This window comes from Proteiniclasticum sediminis, from assembly GCF_018128025.1.
Taxonomy (GTDB): domain Bacteria; phylum Bacillota; class Clostridia; order Clostridiales; family Clostridiaceae; genus Proteiniclasticum; species Proteiniclasticum sediminis.
This window is the reverse complement of sequence record NZ_JAGSCS010000021.1, coordinates 1-18,593: the sequence shown is the minus strand read 5'-3', so window position 1 is coordinate 18,593 and position 18,593 is coordinate 1. Positions and strand designations below refer to the sequence as shown.

At 48.0% G+C, this 18,593-nt stretch carries 14 protein-coding genes, 2 pseudogenes and 1 riboswitch; of the genes and pseudogenes, 1 reads left to right on the top strand and 15 read right to left on the bottom strand.

What is annotated here, in order from left to right:
* The 13 genes from cas7c to lysA all read right to left on the bottom strand — a co-directional run bounded on the left by cas7c (position 1) and on the right by lysA (position 15,214).
* Entirely contained in the window at positions 1 to 855 is an 855-nt protein-coding gene (gene cas7c / locus KCG48_RS12570) for a type I-C CRISPR-associated protein Cas7/Csd2 (protein WP_211802554.1), read from the bottom strand.
* Complete coding sequence (cas8c, locus tag KCG48_RS12565; protein WP_211802553.1) at positions 855 to 2,747, bottom strand: type I-C CRISPR-associated protein Cas8c/Csd1; 1,893 nt, start codon at positions 2,745 to 2,747, stop codon at positions 855 to 857. The genes cas7c and cas8c overlap by 1 nt, the downstream gene beginning before the upstream one ends.
* Complete coding sequence (gene cas5c, locus KCG48_RS12560) at positions 2,747 to 3,445, bottom strand: type I-C CRISPR-associated protein Cas5c (RefSeq protein WP_211802552.1); 699 nt, start codon at positions 3,443 to 3,445, stop codon at positions 2,747 to 2,749. Before cas5c ends, cas8c begins: the two co-directional genes overlap by 1 nt.
* A 13-nt stretch (positions 3,446 to 3,458) precedes the next feature.
* Positions 3,459 to 5,873: a CRISPR-associated helicase Cas3' gene (cas3, locus tag KCG48_RS12555; protein WP_211802551.1), complete on the bottom strand. Its 2,415-nt coding sequence runs from the start codon at positions 5,871 to 5,873 to the stop codon at positions 3,459 to 3,461.
* Positions 5,874 to 6,261: 388 nt separating this feature from the next.
* On the bottom strand, positions 6,262 to 7,389 hold the full coding sequence (locus KCG48_RS12550) for a M20 metallopeptidase family protein (protein ID WP_211802550.1): 1,128 nt from the start codon (positions 7,387 to 7,389) through the stop codon (positions 6,262 to 6,264).
* Between the two features lie 2 nt (positions 7,390 to 7,391).
* Complete coding sequence (locus tag KCG48_RS12545; protein ID WP_211802549.1) at positions 7,392 to 8,585, bottom strand: aspartate aminotransferase family protein; 1,194 nt, start codon at positions 8,583 to 8,585, stop codon at positions 7,392 to 7,394.
* Between the two features lie 4 nt (positions 8,586 to 8,589).
* Positions 8,590 to 9,300 (bottom strand): 2,3,4,5-tetrahydropyridine-2,6-dicarboxylate N-acetyltransferase, encoded by a 711-nt coding sequence (dapD, locus tag KCG48_RS12540; protein WP_211802548.1) that lies wholly within the window; start codon positions 9,298 to 9,300, stop codon positions 8,590 to 8,592.
* Complete coding sequence (dapB, locus tag KCG48_RS12535) at positions 9,293 to 10,027, bottom strand: 4-hydroxy-tetrahydrodipicolinate reductase (protein WP_211802547.1); 735 nt, start codon at positions 10,025 to 10,027, stop codon at positions 9,293 to 9,295. Before dapB ends, dapD begins: the two co-directional genes overlap by 8 nt.
* Positions 10,024 to 10,920 carry a 4-hydroxy-tetrahydrodipicolinate synthase gene (gene dapA, locus KCG48_RS12530; RefSeq protein WP_211802546.1) on the bottom strand — a complete coding sequence of 299 codons (897 nt, stop codon included), beginning with the start codon at positions 10,918 to 10,920 and terminating at the stop codon, positions 10,024 to 10,026. The genes dapB and dapA overlap by 4 nt, the downstream gene beginning before the upstream one ends.
* Complete coding sequence (locus KCG48_RS12525; protein WP_211802545.1) at positions 10,917 to 11,903, bottom strand: aspartate-semialdehyde dehydrogenase; 987 nt, start codon at positions 11,901 to 11,903, stop codon at positions 10,917 to 10,919. Before KCG48_RS12525 ends, dapA begins: the two co-directional genes overlap by 4 nt.
* Positions 11,896 to 12,702: a diaminopimelate epimerase gene (gene dapF, locus KCG48_RS12520; protein ID WP_211802544.1), complete on the bottom strand. Its 807-nt coding sequence runs from the start codon at positions 12,700 to 12,702 to the stop codon at positions 11,896 to 11,898. Before dapF ends, KCG48_RS12525 begins: the two co-directional genes overlap by 8 nt.
* 8 nt (positions 12,703 to 12,710) lie before the next feature.
* On the bottom strand, positions 12,711 to 13,913 hold the full coding sequence (locus KCG48_RS12515; RefSeq protein WP_211802543.1) for an aspartate kinase: 1,203 nt from the start codon (positions 13,911 to 13,913) through the stop codon (positions 12,711 to 12,713).
* On the bottom strand, positions 13,910 to 15,214 hold the full coding sequence (gene lysA / locus KCG48_RS12510; RefSeq protein WP_211802542.1) for a diaminopimelate decarboxylase: 1,305 nt from the start codon (positions 15,212 to 15,214) through the stop codon (positions 13,910 to 13,912). Before lysA ends, KCG48_RS12515 begins: the two co-directional genes overlap by 4 nt.
* 73 nt (positions 15,215 to 15,287) lie before the next feature.
* Positions 15,288 to 15,433, bottom strand: a riboswitch (Lysine riboswitch).
* A gap of 338 nt (positions 15,434 to 15,771) precedes the next feature.
* Between lysA and KCG48_RS12505 the strand changes: the two genes are divergently transcribed.
* Positions 15,772 to 16,932 carry a pyridoxal phosphate-dependent aminotransferase gene (locus tag KCG48_RS12505; RefSeq protein WP_211802541.1) on the top strand — a complete coding sequence of 387 codons (1,161 nt, stop codon included), beginning with the start codon at positions 15,772 to 15,774 and terminating at the stop codon, positions 16,930 to 16,932.
* Between the two features lie 535 nt (positions 16,933 to 17,467).
* Here the strand turns inward: KCG48_RS12505 and istB are convergent.
* Both istB and KCG48_RS12495 read right to left on the bottom strand, forming a co-directional pair.
* Positions 17,468 to 18,211, bottom strand: a pseudogene (istB, locus tag KCG48_RS12500) (IS21-like element helper ATPase IstB).
* A pseudogene (locus KCG48_RS12495) lies at positions 18,208 to 18,593 on the bottom strand (IS21 family transposase); the annotation flags it as partial. The pseudogenes istB and KCG48_RS12495, both read right to left, overlap by 4 nt.

Below are 18,593 nucleotides of genomic sequence, written 5' to 3'. Positions count from 1 at the left end.
CTAAAATCCTTCGATGATCTCAACCTCAAGTCCATCCAGGTTTGTCAGTTTCACTTCATAGTCATCCATGGAAACCGGTTCCATTACCCCATTTATCCGCTCAATTTTCACACATTGATGAACCTTTGCTGATGAATACTGACCGGATGGATTGTTATGCTTCCACCAAAAGAGTTTCACCATTTGCATACTTCCATCCGGTCTTGCTGAAGATGCGTCATTTTCAAACATCTTATAAATTGCTTGCTTTATCTTTTCAGCATCTTCGTCTGTAAAACCTGTGCGACTTGCCAACTGCGCATTGATACTCCCCGCAAAAGTATATACCCCAAAATCTACACGATGCTTGGATCCCATGGTGTCCGATCCCCTCGTTGTGCCATCCCCTTCGCTGTTGACACTTTTGGTAATTTGAATCGTTGAAATATTAATCGGATCAACACTATAAGCACTGTGAATACTAACTGGACCTCTAATACCTTCTGATACCCCTGCTGTCTTTTTATCCTTACTCTTAAATGCAAATAGTTGCCCAAAGGCACGTACATCTATCCATGTACCGCATGCTTCTTCTCTCAGCCTTTCCTTATCACTAAAGGCTTCTTTTGACAAAATTCCTTCAGCACGATCGCGAAGACTAGTAAAGGTATCAACCTTATAGTCTTCGGATTGCACAAAGATCTGTTCTCCTGCGTCCAAAAGTCGATTTCTGATCTTTCTCTTTAAGCAAACGTCTGAGATTTCACCAATTCCATTGTAGTTAATTCTTGGTCGGTTTCCATTTAGTGGATCACCATTGGGGTTGGCATTCTTGACACAAATAACTCCGACAAAATCATACTTGTGGTTTAACATTACTCATTCCCTCCATTTTCATCGTGATTCGTTGCAGCTACAAACTCTTTTTTTCTTCTTAAATCTTCTCGCTGGCAATGATATCCGAGCAAGAATTCACCTTCGAGAGGTTGGTTATTCATAAACTCCTCTGGATTGAACAATGACATGATTTCATCGATTAACTGTTCTCGATGTGTTGAACCCGCTCCACTTAATCGATCCAAATATGGCTTTAGCCCCACTTCTAACGTTTGCCAAGTCGTATAGGGATGCGTAGAAAAACGATTTAGTAAGCGATCTGCATTAGTCAGTCTCTGTTCCCCTGCCTTGCTTAATGCCCACTGTTCGACATTTTGAGCAACTGCTAAAAGCCTTCCATATAGATAATCACGACTCGTTCTTTCTTTATCTAGTGCCATTGTATATACCTCCTTTTTGTAGTCAAAATAGTACTTCTTCACCAGTGCACATGTAATACTTAATGATTTTTCAAACAGCCCCTCATCGGTGTAACCCTCGCGGTTTACTGTGTTTTGAAAAGCCATCCTGACCAAGTCAAGAGGGATAAGTGTTCCGTCAAAAATACAGTTTTGTATGCGTTCAACGGTTTTTAACTTTAGCCGCTCATCAACATTCTTGCGATTTCCGTAGACAGTCTCAGCAATATTAATCGGAGATGGTGCTCCTATAAATGGAACATTCTTATACTTATCTTGCCCAACTGTAATACGATAATATCGATGCAGCCATTGACAGTGATTATTCCAGTTCTCCAGACGCTCGATAAAATCTAAGGCTCCCATTTGCTTATAGTAAGTAATAGATAATCGCCCATCGGTCACTGATTCTAAAGCTAGCAGATTTACGAGAGTACTCTTGTCAAAGGTGCTATGATAACCTCTCAATTTTTTCTTCAGGCTTGATGCTAGATACTCTCCTGTATCTATTGTTTCTGTTTGTTCCAAATCTTCAGAATCTAAAAAACCAAATCCATCATCATATATGTCGGGCACTTTAACCCCTGTATTGGTCCAACAGATCATAGTTTTGCGCCCTCGATTATAACCTTGTTTTGCAATGAGCCACCGCAATGCATTATGCGCTTTTTGTGAGACTTCCAGGCTGAGACCATAGCTTTCAGCAGGGCTCTCTACTCTGCCACGATATGTGTAGTTAACACTATCATTAGAACTTATAATTTTTGCATTCGCCGTCATGTTATAGATATTTTTAGGGTGCTTATCAGCCAGAGGAACCATCTGACCTAATACATAGCAAAACCCAATTTCCTGTTGAGTTGAAAGGTAATATTCGATCCAGCTATCCATTAAGTCTTTCGATTTCCAAGTTCGACTTTCTAAAACCCCTGGTTCTTCAACAACCCATCGAATAACAGATTCATTAGGTTTCAGCTTTGGTTTGGCTTGTTCTGCTCTTATCCCCCAACTTAGAGTGTCTGCGTCAAGAGTAAAAACCTGACTTTCAATTAGATCAGATATTAATGTTCCTGTTTCAATATACCGATATATAGCTCGCACTTTTGAGTCTACACCTTCATGATCGGCCCATTTTTTCAGCTGTTCTAAATATTTGTCATAGCCGTGATACTTTTCACCATACCGATCATAATCTTTAGCTAAATACTGCAACTTATCAATTAAAGGATGTGGTTCGGGCTTTTGTCCTGCACGAACAGATGAAGCTTCCGTACATGGTATGATTATTGTTTGCTCAGATCCATCCACAATTTCTGCCCGTCGAAACTCACCTTTTTCGTTGAGAGCGACTTCAATAGTTGCTTGCATGGTCATGTGAAAAACAGGAATTAATGGCACTTCACTGTCAAGTTCATTTCCAATCATTGATGTATTTTTTACATAAGTGTCATACAACGATGTGATCCAGCTCACTAAATCCAGCCTCCTTCTTCAAACTCTTGAAGGCCAGAGGTCATTATCTTCTCATAAGCATAATTACGAACAAACCTCTTGGGTAAGTCTTCAATTTTATCATCGTAAACAATTTCGCCATGACGCATAATTGGAGCCGAAAAAGTTGCTAATAGCTCTGATTGTCCGCTTTCTGATGGATAAATAAAACTGTGGTACAGTAGTCCAAAAGCCATTTCCTCTTGTCCTTGGTAATAACTTGTAGCATCACCGTATTTCGTGGGTTCTACATAACCTTGGCATTCTCTTGTACCCAAAAAAATATCTCTCCGACCACCTTTCTCTAGCATACGAACGGCGATACTGTGGTGTTTCCCTTCATTACGATCAAAGGACAGGTCGTCCCTAAATAAATTCCACTCAAAATGTGCTCTTACTTCGTATTTTGGCTCGACTAAATATGTATAGTAAGAAAGACTATTCCCACCATTGTATCCAATCGGTCGAATTCCTTGAGACTGCAATCGGATAGGATTGATAACTCTAATAGAATCAATAACCCAATTAAAAGTCGGTTTCCAATAAATCGATTCACAAATCCCTTTTAGCGCCTGATATGTGGGAATCTGATAGCTGCATTTTTCTCCCCCGACTCGTGTTAAGGGATCCGTAAACAAAGCATATCTTCCATAGACCACAAACTCGATTTGATTTCGCATAGGTTCCTCCTTCTTAAAAAATATAGACATTTTCTGGATGGTCATTTAGGTACAGCCCGTAAGTATCATCATATCCCTCCTCACTAAGATAAAATATTCCTGACTTAATCTGGGTTTCATGCAAATATTGATTTTTAAATAACTCTTTAATTTGATAGTCGAAAAGATTTATCGAATACTGCTGTGCTTCTTTAAGTAGTGCTGAAATTTCATAAGGATTCTTACTTGCGCAAAGTCGATTAATAATCTCTTTCCCCTCTAAATATGGCACGATTACTCCTTGTGTTAGCGCATCGATGGCCTTAAATTCATTTGCAGCTGTTTGAAACGCATAAGCAAAATATGGAGCGCTCGTTGAATTTATTCGATTTGCCTGACATCGACTGATCTCATTAGAGGATAGAAGACGGAATAAATTATCACTAACTTCATACTTTCCTAAAAAAACGGGATAGTCCATCTGTGACTTTCGATTAAAGTAATACTGCGTAAAATAATTCTGAATTACTATCGGGTTAATAATCTGAAGATCTTTATTCGGATTTTGCTCGTAAAAATCGCTGAAAACTCTTTTTGTAACTTCTCTTCCTCTTCTAATGTCCTCAAGTTTTGCGATCTTCTCCTCAATAGGATCTACCACATAGAGTCTCCCAAGTTCTTCCCTTAACCCACTTCGGTTGCATCTTCCCGCAGCTTGAACAATGCTATCCACACCAGCTAAATGACGTATGACCGCATCGAAATCAACATCGACACCCGCTTCAATCAATTGTGTGCTTACACAGATAACCGGAGGTCCTTCTTTTTTTTGATGTTTAACCAAATCTTCTCTGATCTTCTTCAGGATCTCCTTACGATGTCTGGCACACATACTTGTGCTCAAATGATAGGGCATGGTTAGCTTACTGGAAATCAGCTCAACAAGCTCCTTTGCTGCATTTTTTGTGTTCGTAATGGTTAAAACCGAATTACCATTTTTAAATTCATTCATGATAATTTCGACGGTATCTGAGTGTGACCAGTTCAATATCCCGCTCTTATCTATCGTCTTCACTCGTTCAAAGACTTGATCCATCTCTGGAATTCCAGCAGAAATATCGTTATGCTCTGAAATCTTTAGCTGATGAGGTGCCAATATTTCATTATCAAGAACAGGTTGAGTCGCAGTACACAACACTACACTCGACCCTGCAAACTCAGTCAAATATTGTATGGCAGCATTGTACATAAAGATATTTTTAATTCCAATAGTCTGTATCTCATCAAAGATAATAACCGATTTTCCTAACTGATGAAACCTTCTCGGACTTCTTGTTCCTCCTGCGAACAAAGCTTCTAGGAACTGGACCATAGTTGTAAACACAATGGGTGCATTCCAATTATCCATTAAAATATTATTGATTTCTGTATTTTTTTCATCGGTCAGATTAGAATGATGCTCTAAAACAAGATCTTCCAACCCGTATTCCTTAAAAATAGCTCTTACATCTTCTGCATTCTGATCAATGATTGACGTATATGGAATTATATAGAATATGTGATCAAGATTATTCTTCTTAGCATGCTCAAGGGCAAATCTTAGACTTGCCAAGGTCTTCCCCCCACCTGTAGGTACGTTTAGCCTGAAGATCCCACCTGGTAATCCTGCTTTCTCCTGACATTGATCAGATATCTTTCTCCGATAAAGGTCAATGTCATTTCTAACTTTAAAACGAGTAAGGTGCTTCTCAAGCGCTTGAATCATTTGCTCCCAATTCGGTTGATTATCATATAAAATTGAATACTTATCTGAATCCTCAAATGCTGTAGAATCCGTACGATCAGCATCGATAAGACAGCTATAGAGAAATTTGATCGTTAATCCCATTAGGAATAGCCGAATGTTATTATTCTCGATATTCTTAAACTTCTTTATGTACTCTTTGTACTCTTGCTGTAGTTTTTCAACGTTTACTCGTCGACTAAGTTCGAAATCAAACTTATCCTTTTCGGCCTTTTGAAACCCATCTGTACTCATCGATTTTTCAAGACGTTTACTTAATGGCATAGTTCCATCTGGTGATATGAAATCGATCAGTCCACCATGATGCACAGCTGTAATTAATGTGAGTATTTCTTTTATATTCTGATGTAGCCCATTTACATTCTTAAGATATAACGCTCCTGGAGTGGAATGGTCTATCTTTCCTTTATTTGCAACGGGATCAAGATAATCTGCATCACAATACTTATATTTTCCGCTGGCAGAATTCAAATACCGTTGAAACCTAAGATCATACTTTCCATAATCATGTAACAATCCGCTTACTTCACCAAAACTTCCCAGCCCAATTTTTTCAGCATATCTCTTTGCGAGATTTGCAACAGAGAACAAATGATCTTGTAGCAGCTGTTCTCTTCCGTCTTCTGTGAAACGAGCAATACTCATATAATTCTCCTCCAAGTATTCGTTTATTTCTTACACTTTATAGCATATACTGTCCAATAATCGGGTCTCTGCTATTATTAATTGGTGAGTTATGGATAATTCATAGGTTTAATTTCCTAATACCCTGAATAAACGCTATTCAACTTTCTATTGAATAGCATTAGCCTGTGTTAAAGATTGAACTTTCTTACTTTTCACTTTACATTAATAAATCAAATTATTCCACTAGATTTTAGACATTTTTTAGTGCTATTTATTCCATTCTGCATTATGCAATTGTTTTAAATTGATCATCTTCAGTCTGATTAGATTTAATTCAATTTGCAAAACTGATAATAAAACACGTTAATCATATTCTGATTAACGTGTTTTATTATCAGTTTTATATTTATAAAATGTTAATAATCTGTGTGTAGTACTCAATCCCCAACTGCAAGAGCTGTTCGTCAAAATTAAACTTGGCACTGTGCAGAGAATAATAGGGTTCCTCCGGTTTTCTGGTCCCTAAGAACATGAATACCCCGGGAATCTTCTGCTGGTAGAAGGAGAAGTCCTCGGCCAGCATTACCGGTTTAAGTACTTGGTAGGCACTTTCAGGAAGCATGGTCATGATCTTCTCCACCAGGTTCTCGTCATTATTGACCTCGGGATAATAATCCCGAATCTCCAGATCCACCGTGACACCATAGCTGAGTTCGGCCCCTTTTGCCAGATGGTGCAGCTTCTCTTTAATTTTCTTGTAGGACTCTTTGTCAAAGCTGCGGATGGTCCCCGTAAGTTCTGCTCGTCCTGCGACGATATTGCGGGCTTCGCCCGCGTTAAACGTCCCCACATTCACCACAAAGGGCGAAAGCGGATTCAGGTTCCGGGACCCGATGGTCTGGATGCTGTTCACCAGGGATGCTCCAGCGAGGAGCGCATCCGCGCCTTCGTGGGGCTGTCCCGCATGGGAACTTTTTCCTCGGATAGTGAGATCAAACTCTCCGTTTCTTGCCATCATGGGTCCTTTCGTCAGACCCAGAACCCCTTCCGGTAGCCCGGGATAGAGGTGGAAACCAAAGATGCTTTGGACCTTCAATGTTTTCAGGATCCCGCTCTCCATGATGAGCCGGGCACCCCCTGGAGCCTCCTCTGCCGGCTGAAAGATCAGCACTACAGTTTTCTCGGGGGTGGGCAATACTTTCAGCTTTTTGGCAAAGCCCAGCAGCATGGCCATATGGCCGTCATGGCCGCAGGCATGCATTTTCCCGGGATGTTCAGAGGCAAAATCCATGCCTGTATCCTCGGTCACCGGCAACGCATCCATATCCGCCCGGAAAGCCACAGCCTCTTCCGTCTTCCCCGGAAGCACGGCTATCCATCCGGTTTTTGCCGTGGCGATGGGCGAATAGCCAAAACTTTTGAGTTCCTGATAAATATAGGCAGAGGTCTTTGGCAAATCAAAGGCCAGTTCCGGAATCCGGTGCAGGGCTCTTCGAGTTTCACGGACATAGTTTTCCAGTGCAATGTGCTCCATGATCATTCTCCTTTGGCAATCTTCATCATTCCATTATCCAGGATTCTCAGAAATTCCTCAATCTCCACTTTCGTGAGGATGAGGGCCGGCAGAAGCCGAAGAACCGTCTTTCCCGTGATGTTGAGGAGGAGGCCTTCCTCCTGGGCGAAGTCCCTTAAGGTGAGGGCATGGCTTCCCACCTCTACGCCCAGCATGAGACCCCTGCCCCGAATCTCCCCGATGATCTCCGGATACTTCATCTGAAGGACCTCCAGTCCCTTTCGAAGCAAAGTACTGCATTCCCAAACATTTTCCTGGAACTCCGGCCGAAGAAGTACCCGCATCACTGCCGCTCCCGCAGCTGCCGCCACGGGATTTCCGCCAAAGGTGGAGCCATGTTCTCCAGGCTTTAAGACATTTTCCAGTCGGGGCGACACCAGGAGAGCCCCGATGGGGAGTCCTCCTCCCAGTCCTTTCGCCAGGGTCATAGCATCGGGAACCAGATCAAGATGCTCATAGGCAAAGAGCTTTCCCGTTCGAAGCAGCCCCGTCTGCACCTCATCCACCAGGATGAGGGCGTTGTGCTTTTTAGCCACTTCCTTGATCCTTTTTACAAACTCTGGGTTAACCCCCGAAAGTCCCCCTTCGCCCTGGATCACCTCAAAGATAATTCCGCAGGTATGATCATCTACAGCTCTTTCCAGCGCTTCCGCGTCGTTGAGATCCACATGGGTCACTCCAGGCATGAGATCGCCAAACTGCTCCTTGTAGGCTGGATTGGCCGTGAGGCTCAATCCGCCCAGGGTCCGTCCATGGAATCCCCGGTTCAGCGCCACAAAGCGGAACTTGGAGGGGGAGATTTCCCGTCCGTACTTTCGGGCAAGCTTAATCATGGCTTCATTGGCTTCCGTGCCCGAATTGGCAAAGAACACTTTGCCGGCAAAGCTGTTTTCCACTAGGAGCTTCGCCAGCTCCACCTGGCTTTCGGTGACAAAATAGTTGGAGAGATGGAAGTATTTCTTCATCTGCTCCTCCACCGCGGCCAGAACCTCCGGATGACCATGGCCTAATGTGTTTACCGCAATCCCGGAGTAAAAATCCAGGTAGCGCTTCCCCTCGGAATCAAAAAGATACATGCCCTCTCCCCGGACAATGTCCAGGGGCAGCCGACCATAAAGGGGGAGGATGTACTTCTGCCCTTCTTCTCTCCACGTCATATTCTCACCTCAAATCTTCCAAAATCTTCGTCTTCTCCAGGGTTTTTTCATCCTTCATCTTGATGATCTTCGCTGGCGAGCCTGCCACCACCGCCTCTTCCGGGACATCCTCCGTTACCACGGCTCCAGCAGCTACCACGGCATTTCGTCCGATGCGGACGCCTTCCAGGATTACTGCATTGGCCCCCACCAGGACCCCATCCTCAATGATCACCGGTGTCTTGGACGGTGGTTCCAACACGCCGGCCACCACGGCTCCTGCTCCAATGTGGCAGTTTTTTCCGATGGTTCCCCGGGCGCCCACCACGGCATTCATATCCACCATGGTGCCTTCCCCGATGACGGCTCCGATGTTAATCACCGCGCCCATCATGATCACCGCGCTTTTTGCGATGGTGACAAACTCTCGAATGTAGGCTCCCGGCTCAATTCGGGCATCCACCTTTGTTAGGTCTAGAAGTGGGATCGCAGAATTTCTCCGGTCACATTCCAGGACCAGATCTTCAATTTTTTCTTTTTTCTCCTCCAGGAACTGTTCCACGGCACTGCTCTCCCCAAAGACGGTAAAGGAGCCTGAGGCGCCAAAGGCTTTGAGCCCTGCAAAGTCCTTTGGGGTGAGATCACCCTTAACATAGAGCTTTACCGGAGTCTTCTTCACGGCATTCTTAATATAGGCCGCAATGGCATAAGCGTCGGTCAAAAATTCTTCATTCATGGATCTTTCCTCCTCCAAACAGGTCATCCATACCATAAAGGCCGGGTGCCTGGGTGATGATGTAGTCGGCCGCCTTCATGGCGCCTTTGGCAAAGAGTCTCTTGGATTCCCCGCGGTGGGTTAGTTCCAGGGATTCACTCTCCAGGGCGAAGAGCAGGGTATGCTCTCCGACGAGGGTTCCCCCTCGAACGGCATGGATACCGATCTCGCCCTTTTCCCGGAGGGACTGCCCTTCCCGGCCATGGACGGTTTTATGGGGTTCCCCTTCTTTGGTCACCGCGTCCAGCAGCAGCAAGGCCGTACCGCTGGGGGCATCTTTTTTTCGGTTATGGTGCTTTTCAATGATTTCAATATCGGCGGAGTCTCCGAGAAGCCTTGCGGCTTCTCGCGCCAAGATTTTCAGCACATGGACACCCAGACTGAGATTGGCGCTTTGGAAAATGGGAATCTCCTGGGAAGCTTTCTCGATCTTCGCTTTATCCGCCGCATCGTAGCCCGTGGTGGCCAGAACCAGGGGGATCTGATTCCCCCTACAGAGACTCAAAACGGACTCCAGGGCATCCTTATGGGAAAAATCAATGACCACATGGGGATGAGGTCCCGCTGGCGGAAGCTCCTGATGATTCCGACCCATGGCGAGGATCTGGATCTCTGGCCGTTCCTCGCCATAGAGCTCGGTGAGGACCTTCCCCATCTGACCCTGGGCTCCAAAAATTCCAATGATCATTCTGCTCCTCCTCCCGGTAAAAGATGATATTCGGCCAACACCTGCTGCAGCTTTTCCCGGTTTTCCGGGGCCAGATCCACCAGGGGCAGACGGAAGTCCCCCGCCTGATACCCCATGAAGTTCAGGGCTTCCTTCACCGGCACCGGATTGGTCTCGATGAAGAGGACATCGATGAGGGGGTTCAGGTCCTCCTGGAGCTTTTGGGATGCTTCCTTGTTTCCTGCAAAGTACTGGGCCACCAGGTCATGGGTCTCTTTGGGCGCCACATTGGAGAGGACCGAGATCACCCCATGGCCTCCCTCTTTCAGAAAGTCAAAAATCTCGTTGTCGTTACCCGAATAGATCTTGAAGCCTTCCGGTACCTGGGACAGAATCTGTCCGCAGCGCTGGGGCTTTCCCGAGGCTTCCTTCAGCCCCAGGATGTTGGGGATCTTCGCCAGTTCCACCACGGTTTCCGGGAGAAGATCCACAGAAGTTCTTCCCGGCACATTATAGAGAATCACCGGAATCTTTACGCTCTCGGCAATGGCCTTGTAGTGGGCATAGAGTCCCCGCTGGCTGGGTTTATTGTAGTAGGGAGTCACGAGAAGCAGGCCATCCACGCCCAGTTTTTCCGCTTCCCGGGAAAGGGCGATGGAATCGGCGGTATTGTTGGATCCCGTTCCGGCGATGACGGGCACGCGGCCTTGGACAACCTTCAGGGTAAACTCAAAGAGGGCCAGCTTTTCATGCTTCGTCAGGGTTGCCGATTCTCCCGTGGTTCCGGCGATGATGAAGGCATCGGTGTCTTCGGCCATCTGCCACTCCAGAAGCTTTTCCAGGGCATCAAAATCAATCTGTCCTTCCTTGAAGGGAGTCACTAGGGCAACTCCTGCGCCATTCCATAGTTTCATGCTCTCTCCTCCATTAATTTCATCAGAATCTGCACCGCATTGGTGGCAGCCCCTTTGCGGATATTGTCCGCCACCGTCCAGAGATGGAAGGTGTTGGGGAAACTGTCGTCTCTTCGCATCCTCCCCAAAAGGACCAGGTCCTGGCCGGAAGCATCTCGAGCCGTGGGATACCCTTCCGAATAGAACCGCAAGCCTTCCGTGGAGGCCAATGCTTTTGCCAGGAGGGGTAGATCCAGGGGTTTTTCGGTCGTTACATTCATGGCCACGCTATGGCCGTTTTTCACCGGAACCCGCACACAGGTGGCCGATACGGGAAGTCCAGGAAGATCTAGGATTTTTCTTGTTTCATCCATCATCTTCTGCTCTTCCTTGGTGCAGCCGCTGTCTAAAAACACATCGATATGGGGCAGACAGTTGTCGGCAATGGGCTGGGGATAGAACTGGGGAGCCTCGCCTTTCAGGGTGCGTTCCAGGTCCTCCACTCCTCGGTATCCGGAGCCGGAAACCGCCTGATAGGTGGTGTAGAGCACCCGGCTGAGGCCAAAGAGCTCTTGGGTCACCTTCAAGGCCAGCATACACTGAATGGTGCTGCAGTTGGGGTTGGCGATGAGGTGATCCTGGGGACCAACGGCAGAAAAGTTCACCTCCGGCACCACTAAGGGGATCTGCGGATCCATCCGGAAGGCGCTGGAGTTATCGATGACGGTGATTCCTCGGCTGGCCGCCACGGGGGCAAACCGAAGGCTTACTCCCGCTCCGGCGGAGAACAGGGCATACTGAAAGCGCTGAGGATCCAGGGCTTCTTCCGTGAGGGTTTCCACCGTCAGTACTTTCCCCCGGAAAACTACCTTTTTCCCGGCAGACTTTTCCGAAGCCAGAAGGGTCAGCTCTCCTATAGGAACCTCCAGGTCTTCCAGCACCTGGATAAAGGTACGGCCCACCATACCGGTGGCCCCCACGATCGCCACATTGATCTTATTCAAGGTCCATCTCTCCTTTTCCAATGCGGACCGCAGGTCCGCTCAAATACATTTTCTCCTCCACAGAGACCGTCAGTTCCCCGCCTGGGACCTTCACCCGGGCGGTATTTTTCGTTAGTCCCAGTTTATGCGCCAGCACCTGGGATGCGCCCACCCCGGTGCCACAGGCTAAGGTGTAGCCCACACCCCGTTCATAGGTTCGCACTTCCAGATGCTCCCCATCCACCACCTTTACAAAGTTCACGTTGATCCGCTGGGGAAAGAAGGGATGATGACAAAGGGCCCGGGCATCTTCTTCGGGGATCTCTTCCGGCGTGAAGATCACGCCGTGGAGGGTGCCGAGAAAGAGAGCCGTCAGTTTGTAGGGTCGCCCCTGGACCTCCAGGTTTAGGATCTTTCCCTCTTGCAGTTCGCTCTGGGTATGGGGTGGGGAAAGGGTAAACGTGGGGCTTCCCAGTTCCACCCGGATCTGGTCATAGCCTTCTCGGACATCTACTGCCAAAACCCCGGCTAAAGTTTCCACGGTGAACTCTTCCTTTTTCACCAGCCCCTCTTCATGGACGTAACGGGCGAAGCAGCGAAGGCCGTTTCCGCACATGGGAGCCACTGTGCCGTCCTGGTTGTAGTACGCCATGCGGATGTCCGCCACCTCTGACGGGAAGGCCCGAAGAAGGCCGTCTGCGCCAAAACCGAAGTTCCGGTGGCACAGCTTCTTTGCGATTGGGGAAAGCTGTTCTTCCTCCACGGGATCTAAAGGGATAAGAAAATCATTGCCTGTGCCATGGTACTTCACAAATCTCATGGGACCACCTACAGTTCAAAGGCTTCGGCAATGATCCGCACAGCCTTTTCCTTATGGGCCTGATCCAAAGTATAGGAGATGGAGATTTCCGAGGTCGTGACCTGCTTAAAGCGGATGTCATTCTCCGAGAGCAGCTGGAAAACCTTTGCCGCCACACCGCTTTGGGTGCGCATGCCGCTGCCCACCACGGAGAGCTTGAAGATGTTCTTCTCCAGTTCCACCGTTACCCCGGGAAGGGTGGACATCTCTTCTTTCAGCACTTCCTCCAGCATCCCCTGGTCTTGGGCCTGGGCGGTGAAGGACAGTCCCACTCCGCCGCTTTCCATGGGGATCTGAGCGATCATGTCCACGTTGATTTCCTCCTTGGCCAAACGGGTAAAGAGGGAGGCGATGGGGGCGGTGTCCTCCGGTAAGTTCCGGAGGGTGACCATGAGGATATTGTCGGCCACGGAGAGTCCGGTGATGCTTCGTTGTTCCACGTTGATTCCTGCCTTTCTGATATAGGTTCCAGCGCAGTCTTCGTGGGCGGAGCCCACATAGATTTCTACGCCATAGTGTTGTGCGATATCCACGGAGCGGGGCTCCATGACCTTGGCTCCGAGAAAAGCCATTTCCTTCATCTCTTCCCAGGTGATTTCCTGGAGCTGATGAGCCTTGGGGTAAAGCCGAGGATCCACGCCGTAGATGCCGGGCACATCGGTGTAGATCTCGCATCTGCATCCGAGCTTAGCGGCCAGGGCCACGGCGGTGGTATCGGAGCCGCCCCGGCCCAGGGTGGTGATTTCGCCTTCTTCGTTGTAGCCCTGGAAACCCGCCACCACCACGACGCGTCCTTCGTTCAGCTGCTTTTCCACAGCGGTGATGTCGATGTCCAGGATCTTGGTTTTCGTGTGCATACCCCCTGTGAGGATCCCTGCCTGAAATCCCGTGAAGGAGACGGCCTCAACGCCCATTTCATTGAGGATCATGGCAAGGAGAGCAATGGATACCTGCTCCCCCGTGGAGATCATCATATCCACTTCCCGCTTGGACGGATTCTTCGCCGCCGTCTGGGCCAGTTCCAGCAGCTGGCTGGTGGTCTTGCCCATGGCGGAGACCACCACAACGATGGATTCTCCCTGTTCCTGCCGGGCTTTGATTTTCCGGGCGATTTCCTTCATTTTTGGCACATCGGCCACGGAGGATCCGCCAAATTTCAGTACGGTTCTCATGCTTCGTATTCCTCCTCCACATCCTGACGGATGAGATCTTCATAGGTTTCCCGTTTGACCACCAACCGGGACTTTCCCTCCCGGACCATGACCACCGCAGGTTTCGGCAGCCGGTTATAGTTGGAGGCCATGGAGTAGTGGTAGGCTCCTGTGGAAAGAATGGCCAGGATTTCTCCTTTTCGGGGCTTGGGCAGCCTTGCTTCCCGGACCAGGATATCGCCGGATTCACAGGCTTTCCCGGTGATGGTGTAGGTTTCCTCCGGGAGTTCTGTCATCCGCTCCGCAAGCACCGCCTCATATTCTGCCCCGTAGAGCACAGTCCGAATATGGTCGGCCATGGAGCCGTCCACAAACACATAGTTCTTCCCGCCAAAGGTGGTCTTGGTTCCCCCTACCCGGTAAAGGGTGGTGCCGGCGTTGGCCACAATGGCTCGGCCCGGCTCGATGAGTATCTTCAGCGGGGGGATCCCCAATTCTTGGCAGCGGTTTTCCACTATCTTTAACAGCTCCGGGAGAAAATCCTCTGGTGATACGGGCTCATCGCCTTCCACATAGCGGACACCGAATCCGCCACCCAGGTTGAGGGTGCGGATCACTACCCCTTGGCTATAAAGCTTCGCCACATACTGGAGCATTTCCTCCGCGGCGGCAAAGAAGGAGCTTTTCTCAAAGATCTGGGAGCCGATGTGGCAGTGGATCCCCTGAAGGCTAAACCGGGGGTCCTCCTGGAGCCTTTGCAGTAGCAATAGGGTTTCTTCCTGGAAAATGCTGAGGCCAAACTTTGAGTCATTCTTGGTGGTGCTGATGTACTCGTGGGTATGGGCTTCGATGCCCGGGTTTACCCGTAAAATAATGCTTTGGGGACCATTCGAAGGGGTCCAAAGACTCTCCATGCGCTCCACTTCATCCTCATTGTCCACAATGATGGTTCCCACGCCGCTGGCAAGGGCATATTCCAGCTCTTCCGGGGACTTGTTGTTCCCGTGGAAGTAGATCCTTGAAGGATCAAATCCCGCCGCTAGGGCGGTGTAGAGCTCTCCCCCGGAGACCACATCCAGAGACAGGTCTTCTTCCTGGATGATCTTCACCATGGCGAGGGTCAAAAAGGCTTTGGAGGCATAGAGAACATCGGTGGCTAAGGAGCTTTTCCCCATGGCGTACTTAAACTCCCGCATCCGCTGGCGAATGGCTTCTTCATCCATGACGTATAAAGGTGTACCATATTTTTCTGCTAGGGCTCTGGCGGATACCCCGCCGATGTGGAGCTCTTCCGGATGGACTTTCTGTGTTTCGCTGATCATGATTTGCCTCCTAAAATATAAAATAACCGTGAGCGAATGCTCACGGTTATGTCTACACCTTGCAGTCGCCCGGCTCTGCTAAAGCACAATTCCAGGCCATTGGGCAACGGCCGGGAAACAGTTCCATACTTCTTCAGCATGGACCCAGTATTTTCATACTTCGGCATCAGCCCCTTTCCCTGCGGGTACTCTTGACATGATGCAGCCTCTTTTCGCAAAGCAATGTTAAATTGGTACAATACTACCTGTTTTTGAATTGTCTGTCAATCCAAGAATGGTGGGTTTCCAGAAAAAATATAAGATCGTCAAAGTGTTTTCCGGTTCCCGACAATTGAAATCCTTTAGTTCAAGAATTTAGTATAAAAATGCATAATGGGAAACCTCGATTTAGATAACTCTTTGATGTTTGTTGATGATAAATCAATCCAAAATAGGACTTCTTACCCTTCTTGCCTTTTCAGAATAAACTTTCCTCTTGAATATCTATGCAGATTTATGATAATTTGATTACTACATAAGACTGAAAAATGACGAACAAAAGAAAGGGGCCCCTGAGATTGAAACATAAATTCTTAGCCAAGCGTTACTGGAAGGATAACTCCACCCCCCTGGGTGACAGTGTGGGATTAGCGGGACAGTATCCGGATCTCATCAACCTGAGCATCGGCGACCCGGACCTCACCACGGACAGCCGGATCATCGAGGCTGCTTTCCAGGATGCCCTCGATGGCCATACCCACTATACGGACTGTTATGGAGATCTGGAACTTCGGGAGGGGCTCAAAGACTTTTATCAGCAGGAATATGGCTATGCTTTCCCTTTGGGTGAGTGCATGGTTACCACCAGCGCGTGCCACGCCATGTGGCTGGTCATGGAAACCATCCTGGATGACGGAGATGAAGTAATCATCCATGAACCTTACTTTACCCCCTACGATCAGCAGATCCGCCTGGCGGGGGGCATTCCGGTGCCGGTGGTCACCCGGGAAGAAGATGCGTTTCAGCTGAATGTGGAGGATCTAGAACGGGCCATCACCCCACGAACCAAAGCCATGATCCTCAACACTCCGAATAATCCTACGGGAACCTGCTTCTCCCGGGAGACCTTGGAAGCCATTGCAAAAGTGGCGATCAAACATGACCTCATCGTGGTCTCCGATGACATTTACACTGCCTTCAGTTATGCTGAGCCCTTTATCCCCATCACTACCTTGAAAGGCATGCGGGAAAGAACCATCACCATCGGCAGTTTCTCCAAAGATTTCTGCATGACGGGCTGGCGTATCGGCTATATCCTTGCTCCCGAATATCTGGTTACGACGGTGAAGAATGTTAATGAGAATAACGTCTTTACGGCACCCTCCATCTCCCAGCGGGCAGCCATCCATGCGCTGAAACTCCGGAAGGAGATTCAGCCGCTCATTGTAGAGGAGTACAAAAAGCGCACCTTTTATGCCTATGAGCGGATCTGTGGGCTTAAGAACATGAGTGTTCTTCCTCCTCGAGGCAGTCTTTACCTCTTCGTAAACATTAAAGCCACGGGGCTGACTTCTGCCAAAGTGACTACACGCCTTTTGGAAGAAGCTCATGTACTGGTTATTCCTGGAAATGCCTTTGGCGCTTCTGGAGAAGGGTATCTGAGACTGGCTATGACGGTTTCAGTGGAGATGCTGAAGGAAGCTTTTGATCGCATCGAGCAAATGTCTCTGTTCAAGTAAATTTCTTTTTTAAAATATTTATATCTATTCTGATTATACCGATTTACGAGAGCCACCTAATGGCTTAACTTCGCCGGAATACTCATTTGCAGACTAACAAATGAGAGCATCTATGTCCTCTGCTTAATTTGGGAGGAATGGGATGCTCTCATAATTTGTTTGGCGTTAAATAGAAAGGCTTCTAATGACAAAAACACTTCATCACCTATTTAGTTTACGGTGCGGTGAACCGTGCCATAAGTAAGTGCGGTTTAGAAATGCAGCTTAATTAACAAAGATATTCTTGATCTACTAAATCATCCTCATGAATCCCCATCGTATCAATAACTCTCAAACATTTGGAACATTTCCCAATATAATTTCTAAAGGTTAACGTTCCTTCAAGATGGATTCTGTATTGATAAAAAATTATACAGCAACTGAATATGACGCTCTGAAAGAGCATAGCGTACGTTATTCGAGAACCACTACTTCGGGATTCGAGAGCCATGATTTCACAGCTGGGGGCCACCTCGCGGTAGCCCCCTCTTGAGGTCTAGTCTTTCAAGGCATGCCGCTCTCTCATGGAGAGGTTTCCGTCAATCACCAGACTGTAGCTGTTATGGATTACGCGGTCAAGAATGGCATCCGAGATCGTACCTTCCATAATGCGTTCATGCCATCCTGCCTTGGCGAACTGCGAGCAGAAGATGGTGGAACATCCCTTATCACGGGCTTCAATGATCTCAAGGAGATCCCGCGAAGCGGTGTCCCCAAGAGGGGTCAGCAACCATTCATCCAAGATCAGCAAGTTGACTTTTTTATACTATCGAATTGTCTTTTGGAACGTCCCCTCACCGCGAGCCATCGCCAACTCGTCCAGCAAATCGGGAAGACGGATGTACCGTACTGTATAGAACTTGCGGCATGCGGCTACCCCTAAGGCGCAAGCCAGATAGGACTTCCCACTTCCAGAAGCGCCCATAATGATCACATTTCGGTTATCCACAATATAGTTGCAGGCCGTCAAGCGGGTGATCAGGGGTTTATCCAGTTTTCGGTCCGGGAAATAGTCGATGTCCTCAGCGCACGCTGAGGGGAACTTAAAGCTGGCATGAGAAATCAATCGGGCTTGCTTGTTATTCTTTCGGCGGAGCCATTCCTCATCCACCATCAAGGCAAACCGTTCATCGAAGGAAAGCTCTTGATAGGCCGGATCCTGTAGTTGCAGTTGGAACGATTCAGCCATCGTCGTTAAGCGCATTTCCAGGAGTTTATCCACCGTGCTCTGATTCGTCATTTCTTATCCCCCTTCCCATAATAATCCGCTCCTCGAATGTATCCATACTGGGTCGATGAGGAGGTTTTTTCGGGGATGTCTACCTTTAACTTATCAGAACCATTCTTGAGAATCGTTTGAATGCTGCGGTAATTGGGTTGAGGGGTGTAGGATAATGCGCGTTGACACGCGGCCTCCAGCCTTTTCGGCGAATAGCGATCGGCAAGCTTGAGTAACCCGAAGCAGGACTTATACCCTTGCTGTTCAATCTTGTGGTGATTTAAGATGGATTGCACCACAATCTCGGTGTGGGGGCCGACCTGTTTAGCCCAGTGGAGAAAGCGAGCGCCGTCCCACAACAGATAGGATTGATGCTTTTCTGGCATGTGCTCCGGCGTGGTAC

Bases quoted from the DNA above. Each gene is read 5' to 3' on its own strand.
- cas7c (WP_211802554.1), bottom strand. From the start codon at position 855: ATGTTAAACCACAAGTATGATTTTGTCGGAGTTATTTGTGTCAAGAAT.
- cas5c (WP_211802552.1), bottom strand. From the start codon at position 3,445: ATGCGAAATCAAATCGAGTTTGTGGTCTATGGAAGATATGCTTTGTTT.
- cas3 (WP_211802551.1), bottom strand. From the start codon at position 5,873: ATGAGTATTGCTCGTTTCACAGAAGACGGAAGAGAACAGCTGCTACAA.
- KCG48_RS12550 (WP_211802550.1), bottom strand. From the start codon at position 7,389: ATGGAGCACATTGCACTGGAAAACTATGTCCGTGAAACTCGAAGAGCC.
- KCG48_RS12545 (WP_211802549.1), bottom strand. From the start codon at position 8,585: ATGACGTGGAGAGAAGAAGGGCAGAAGTACATCCTCCCCCTTTATGGT.
- dapD (WP_211802548.1), bottom strand. From the start codon at position 9,300: ATGAATGAAGAATTTTTGACCGACGCTTATGCCATTGCGGCCTATATT.
- dapB (WP_211802547.1), bottom strand. From the start codon at position 10,027: ATGATCATTGGAATTTTTGGAGCCCAGGGTCAGATGGGGAAGGTCCTC.
- dapA (WP_211802546.1), bottom strand. From the start codon at position 10,920: ATGAAACTATGGAATGGCGCAGGAGTTGCCCTAGTGACTCCCTTCAAG.
- dapF (WP_211802544.1), bottom strand. From the start codon at position 12,702: ATGAGATTTGTGAAGTACCATGGCACAGGCAATGATTTTCTTATCCCT.
- KCG48_RS12515 (WP_211802543.1), bottom strand. From the start codon at position 13,913: ATGAGAACCGTACTGAAATTTGGCGGATCCTCCGTGGCCGATGTGCCA.
- lysA (WP_211802542.1), bottom strand. From the start codon at position 15,214: ATGATCAGCGAAACACAGAAAGTCCATCCGGAAGAGCTCCACATCGGC.